This window comes from Streptomyces sp. NPDC006259 (genome assembly GCF_042870975.1).
Lineage (GTDB): Bacteria > Actinomycetota > Actinomycetes > Streptomycetales > Streptomycetaceae > Streptomyces.
Genome location: NZ_JBIAHY010000015.1, coordinates 21,784 through 27,783, shown reverse-complemented (window position 1 = coordinate 27,783; position 6,000 = coordinate 21,784). Strand labels below are relative to the sequence as shown.

Below are 6,000 nucleotides of genomic sequence, written 5' to 3'. Positions count from 1 at the left end.
GAGGTCGAGGCGTACCTCGCCTGCGACGGCGAGTTCGACCTCACGCGGACCGACCCCATCGAGTCGATCGCCCTGCCGGCCGGTCTCCCGGCGGAGCCCGTGGCCGGCTGCAACGCGGGGGGCACCCACTACCTCTGCGGCCCGGCCGGCTCCGACCGCGTCCGCCCCGTCCTCTACACCGACTCCGAGGGCCAGGCCTCCCTCATCGCGGAGTCCCTCGCCGAGGCCCTGACCCTGGCCATCGTCCTCCCCTCCTGGCACGACGCCCTGGCCGGCTTCCGTCCCCCCGCGCTCAACGCCGACTACCTTGAGGACAACCCGGACCACGCCGAGGTCCGCGACCGCCTCCTCGCCGCCCTCCGCCTCCCCCCGGCCACCGAGCCCGAGGTCCTGGCCCGCCTCCTCACCACGGCCGCCCGCACCGTCCCGGACGGCTTCCTCCCTTCGGTCGAGGGCGAGGAGGACGCAGCCTTCGAACCGATGCTCCGTCTGCCGGCCAAGTAGGACAGCCCCGCCGCGCACCGCCTTCCGGACCCGACGCACCACTACGGCGAAGCCATGACCACACTGCCCGACTGGATGCGCCCGCCCCGCGCGCAGGGGTTCGAGGAGGACGTGGACCGCCTCCCCGAGGTTCGGCCCGGCGCATGCCGGATCTTCGGCAGGAGACTTTCGGGTGATCGACCTCAAGGACGTGGGAGGGATGTCGAAGGCCAGGTCATCGCCGCGTCCAAGGGACGAACGTGGCGGCCGGCGGGCATAGCTGCCCGCTGCGTTTCCGCTGCCTGGGCTGCGAACACTTCCACACCGACGTCTCGTACCTGCCGGACCTGGAGGCGTACCACGCAGACCTCCTGCGAAGCCGCGAGAAGCTGATGTCCGCCTTCGAAGCAGACGACTGGGCACGCGCCGAGGCCATGCCGTCCCAGGAGGAGATCCGCCGTGTCCGCCGCCTGATCAACCGCGTCAAGGCGGACCTGGACGATTTCACCGCGGAGGAGCAGGCACAGATCCAGCAGGCGGTCTCGGTCATCCGCCGCGGGCACAGCGTGATGCTGGGGATGCCTCGCGTCGGCCAGCCTTTGCCCGATGTCCGGCCGAGGAGGACTACGTGAGTTCCGCGATGAACGCCGGCCGCAAGGCGGATGGCGACCGGCGCCGCCAGCGGGTCGTGAAGGCCGTCACCGCTGCCACGCAGAAGGGGAGCCGCATCACGGTCTCGGGCATTGCCCGTCAGGCCGGAGTGGATCGGACCTTCCTATACCGGCACCGGGATCTGCTCGCCCTGGTGCACGCTGCCGAGCTTGAGCCGGCTGAGCGGGACCCGGCGTCGGGCGCCCAGGGCGGTGAGCAGGGCCTCGCTCCAGGCCGATCTCGCAAACGCGCAGGCCCGCACCATCCGCCTGTCCGCCCGCATTCAGCAGTTGGAGAAGCGCTTGTCCCAGGAACTGGGCGAACAGGCATGGCGCGAGTCGGGCCTTGGCGCTCCCACCGACATCGAGGAACTTCAGCGAACGATCACGCGGCTTGAGCAGCGCAATGTCGAGTTGACCGAGGCACTGGAAGAGAGCCAGGCCGATCTGGCGGCGGCCCGGGAAGCCAACCGTGAGCTGACCCGGACCCTCAACCAGCGCGGAGAACAATCGGGACCAGGAACGCCAGCACGCAGTAACACGAGATGAGGAATTGGGGCTGCTCACCGCGGTACGGGCCGAAGTGGAGGGAACGGCGGATTAAGCGAGGCGGCCATGGGCGAGAGCACGCGCGCGGTGCGCGCGGGACTGCCCGAGCCGGTCAATGAGCGGGCCATATGCCTACGGACGCGACGAGAACCCGAACTGGACCCATCTGGAGACCCCTACGAGGCGACGGCTTCCCGGTAGCCGATGTGGGCGGCCAGCTCGTCGTAGCGGTACCAGTCTGTCTCCGCGAGCCCCCGCACCCGCTTGACGAACTCCGTCCACGCTGCAAGACCGTGAAGCTGGGGGGCCCGCGTCCAGAAGAGCGCCGCGAACTCGGGCATCTTCGCTGCGGCCCGGCATTCGTGGTTCTCAGCCCAGGCGGTCAGGATGCCCTCCAGCTGCTCCGGCTGGATGAAGCCGGCGAGCGGGATCACCACACTCTCGGCGAAGTGTTCAGCGACGCGATAGCTGCCGGCCGCGGCCAGGATCTCCGCCACGACGTCGGTGAAGTAGGCGGAGGGATTCGCCGCGATGACGTCGGCCTGCCGGTACGGCTCGAACTCGGCGAACTTGCTGGCCAGGGCAGGGATGCGGGCCCGGATGGCGTCGCTCCCAGCCAACGCGATCACGTCGATCACTCGACGGGCCTTCGTGTCGACGGGCGGGTACTGAACCTGGTCAACGTAGGCGCCGATCTGCTGGCACACCGTCGCGTCGAGGGCGTCGGTGAAGACGTCGAACTCGCCCAGGCGCGCAAGCCCCTTCAGCTGCCGGTCGATGGGAAGCTCGTTGAACTTGGCCATGGTTTTGGTGACGGCCTCCCGCACGGCGTCGCGGTCGTACTGGGCGAAGGCAATCAGGCAGAGAGCGTGCCGGTCTGCGGCCACGCTCGCGGAGATGCTGCTGGTCTCGGGCACCGGCAGTTCAAGCATGGCGTGCTTGGCCGCAATGGCGACGATCTGTTTCCAGGCACTGGACTTCACCCGCTGGGCGAACATCTGCACCAGGTAGTCGGCGTGGCCGACGAAGGAGGGGTCGTCCACGTGGGCGATGTACCGGTCGAACGCCTTGCGCCCCTGGGTGGGCGGGTGCACCAGCAGGGCGTCCAGCGCGGCCACGAGGTGGGCCCGCGCGTAGTCACCGGTCGGGTCGAAGACATCGCCGAGCGAACGAAGGGAGGGGTGTGCGCAGAGGTTGCGGTCCTCCTTCAGGCGCAGCAGCTGCCGGTGCTCGATCCCGTCGATCAGCTCCAGATCAAGCGCGTCCTCCAGAAGCTTCTTCTCCACGTCCTCCACGATCTTGATCGCTGCGCCATCGAGCTTTCCCCGGGCCTCGTTGAGTTTCGCAACGATCTCGGCGGCCTTGCCGTCGCCGTCCTCGGCGAGCTGGTAGAGCTTGTGGATGATGTCGGTGCAGACGGCCGTCCAGGTCGCCACGATGGCGGCCCGGGGGGTACCGGTGCTGTGGCAGCGAAAGGCGTCGTCGACCAGCGGCCGGACCTCCTGGTGCCAGACACGGGCAATGCGTTCTTCGAGGCTCTGCACCAGCTGCTCGCTGTCTATCAGGGCCCGCGCGGCGCGGGCTGGCCCGGCGGCCGGCCGGGGCGGAGTTGCCGTCCCCCTATGTATAGGCGGCAGACGCCCAAACGGACACCGAGTTCCACCAACACCACCGGACCACAGCGGCACGGCGAGCTGACCCGGATCCCCCCCGGGGCCGTCGGCGCGGAGACCGGGGCACCTACCAGCCGCGCCCCCGGTCTCCGGTGAGCTACCGGTGATGCGAGCAGCAAGCCACTCCACCTTCCGGCGGACCCGTCTATCGGCCCGTCGCAGACCGGGACTGAGCCGTCGTCACCGGATGTTATTGATGATGGACCACGTCGTCTGGAAGCGCTCGGCGCGGGCTATCTCCCCGGCCATTGCTTCAACGGCGGCCGGGTCCCCAGCCTTCTGACGTAAGAACTCGCCTGCGTGCAAGTCTCCAGCGCCTTCATGCAGCATCGCCAGGGTGATCAGCGCCTCACGGGCAAGACGACGCCCTTCCTTGATCAACTCTTCCATCATGGCGGCCCGGGACAGATTCGGGTCATCGTGACGCCGTTCCACTCCAATGACCTGGTCGATGGGCTGCACACGCCGAGTCGTCAGAAGGACCAGTGCGCCTGTGTGGCCAGCCAAGGCAGCCAGTTGACGAAGGCTGTGAGCCCACTCGAGGCGGAGGGAGTGAGCGGCTTCGGCAAGATTGTTGAGGTCTTCGGGATTGGCCAGGTGAGTGCGGGCCGCATACCAGAATGAGGCGGGAGGGCACAGTGCCCCACGAGCGCTGCGGCCGTGCTGTTCGAGGTAGTCGGCGAGCCGGAACACCGGCCCCGCCGCTTGGCCCAGATGCAGCGCCAGCCCCGCTGGGAGGTAGTCGGCGAGCCGGAAAATCGGGCTGTCCATTGGGCGAGGATGCAGTAGTACGTTCCCATCCTGCATGGGCGTGGGTTCTGGTCTGCTGGGAGGGCGGCGTTGGGGGCGGGTTTTCGTGCGGCGTAGCGGTGCCTGCTTGCCGTGGACTGGGTGGGAGAGGTCGGAGAAGGCTGCTTCTGCCCAGTCTTCGGTCAGCTCGTCGTAGTCCTGATCGCTGAGGTAGTCGATAGCGGCGTCAATGAGGAAGGCTTGAGGAAGGTGGAGGCCCACGCCGAGACGGCGTGCGTCCATAGCCGCCTCCAGCACTGCCCTGGCGGTCGGCGTACCGTGCTCGTAGCGGCGCTCCAGTTCGGGCGCGCCGGCGAGATCCTGCGTCACCCGCCCGTGGAAGCGGGCCCGGGTCAGGGCATCGGCCAGTAACCGGTCGCCGCCCTCCGCGAGGGAGACTGCTGTGAGCAGCGCCGCTTCATCGAAGGTTTCCGGGACGGTGACGGTCCTTCCGGCAAGCAGTTCCCGTACCTGGCTGTGCGGATCTGGCGTGCCAGGTGGGAGCAGAGCGGTGTACTCGTTGGCGTACTCGGGCCAGAGTGTGCCCAGGACCAGGACCGGGCCGCGTTCAGAGCGGGTAAGAAGGGTACGCACGGCGGCCGCGATCAGCTCACCCACGCCCGGGTCGCCTAGGTAGTGCTGGGCCTCGTTGAGCCATACCACTGTGTGGGGCGCCACGTGTTCAAGGTCATTGAGCGCGGCATGGGCTCGGGTGGGGTCGAAGGGGTGCCACAAACGCCAGCCCTGAGCCGAGAGCGGCTGGACGGCTTCCCAGCAGGCCCGCGTCTTTCCGGTCGAGGACGACCCGATCAGCACCACCATTCGGCTACGGCCCTGTGCTGCGTCCAGTACCGCGGTCCCGAGGATCTCGTCGTGGGCCCGCAGGACATAGCCGGGCAGCATCCGCTTGGGTACAGCGGACTCGTACCTGATGGGAATGGAGTCGGCGGGGTGCAGCTCCAAGTCGTGAGGGTCCCACTCGCCAATCGGCCTTCCCAGGACCGGGCTGCCCTCCCCGGTGGCGGGGCCGGTTGCTTCGGCTGCGGTCCGCCGCAGTTCCATCAACTGTTCGACGGGCAGGTTCAGTACCCGGGCCAGGGCCACGACCGTCTCGGCCGATGGAACTGGTCCGCCCTCCTGCAAGGCCTGCTGCACGGTCGTGCGGCCCTTCCTGGCACGGGTGGCGAGCTGGGTCTTGGTCAGCTGAATGCGGGCCAGCCCGTCGGTTAGTCGCTTGCGCAGCTCGGTGAGCGCAGCATCGGCTTTCGTCTGCTCCTCGTGCACCTGTCCGCCCCGGCTTGATGTGTTCGCAGGTGTTCATCATCGCCCGGCCGGACCCCGGCGAACACGGGTTCCGAGACCTTTGATCACGTCAACTTCCCACTATTTGTAGGAGCTTGTCGTGCCCGCTCTCGCCGTTGTGCTGTTAAGCGCCGCTCTGGTTGTCGTGTTTGCGCTGCTGGCCGCCGCTGCCGCAGGCAAACTCGCTCGCTTGGACGGCGCCACCTACCCCACCGCCCTCATGCGGGCCGCCGTCACGTTCGCCGCGGTCCTCACCCTCGCCGCGGCCCTGACCGGCGCGCTCGCTCAGGTCATCTGCTGAACACCTCGGCACGAGCCGAGAGCCGAAACGCGGGCTGCGTACCTGCTCATTTACGTCCAGCCCACCGCTGAGGGCTTCCGGCTCCACCTGGAGAGCAACGCGAGTCTCGACAGCCTGCTGCCCGCCCGCGTGTCCGTGGGCACCGGCGACGACGAGATCCACGGACTCAACGGGTGCCGGATCACCGGAAGACGAGCGCCAGCCACTCCCGTACGAATCCACCTGGCGTGACGCGGCCTGGCTCCCCAGCGGG

At 68.4% G+C, this 6,000-nt stretch carries 5 protein-coding genes and 2 pseudogenes; 5 read left to right on the top strand and 2 right to left on the bottom strand.

Features of this window, described 5'->3' with window-relative positions; genetic code table 11:
- The 4 genes and pseudogenes from ACFYO5_RS37750 to ACFYO5_RS37735 all read left to right on the top strand — a co-directional run.
- Positions 1–504: pseudogene (locus ACFYO5_RS37750) on the top strand (hypothetical protein); the annotation flags it as partial.
- Positions 505–558: 54 nt separating this feature from the next.
- Positions 559–633, top strand: a pseudogene (locus ACFYO5_RS37745) (Uma2 family endonuclease); the annotation flags it as partial.
- 110 nt (positions 634–743) lie between these two features.
- Positions 744–1,115 carry a transposase gene (locus ACFYO5_RS37740; protein ID WP_388718265.1) on the top strand — a complete coding sequence of 124 codons (372 nt, stop codon included), beginning with the start codon at positions 744–746 and terminating at the stop codon, positions 1,113–1,115.
- A 231-nt stretch (positions 1,116–1,346) separates the two neighbouring features.
- Positions 1,347–1,682, top strand: coding sequence for a hypothetical protein (locus ACFYO5_RS37735; protein WP_388718262.1), 336 nt, complete (start codon positions 1,347–1,349; stop codon positions 1,680–1,682).
- 176 nt (positions 1,683–1,858) lie between these two features.
- On the opposite strand, the gene ACFYO5_RS37730 is transcribed toward ACFYO5_RS37735, so the two are convergent.
- Both ACFYO5_RS37730 and ACFYO5_RS37725 read right to left on the bottom strand, forming a co-directional pair.
- Positions 1,859–3,226, bottom strand: coding sequence for a hypothetical protein (locus ACFYO5_RS37730; protein WP_388718259.1), 1,368 nt, complete (start codon positions 3,224–3,226; stop codon positions 1,859–1,861).
- Between the two features lie 309 nt (positions 3,227–3,535).
- Positions 3,536–5,428, bottom strand: a complete 1,893-nt coding sequence (locus ACFYO5_RS37725) for a hypothetical protein (RefSeq protein WP_388718256.1) — start codon at positions 5,426–5,428, stop codon at positions 3,536–3,538.
- 118 nt (positions 5,429–5,546) lie between these two features.
- Between ACFYO5_RS37725 and ACFYO5_RS37720 the strand changes: the two genes are divergently transcribed.
- Positions 5,547–5,747, top strand: coding sequence for a hypothetical protein (locus tag ACFYO5_RS37720; RefSeq protein ID WP_388718253.1), 201 nt, complete (start codon positions 5,547–5,549; stop codon positions 5,745–5,747).
- Positions 5,748–6,000 lie beyond the last annotated feature (253 nt).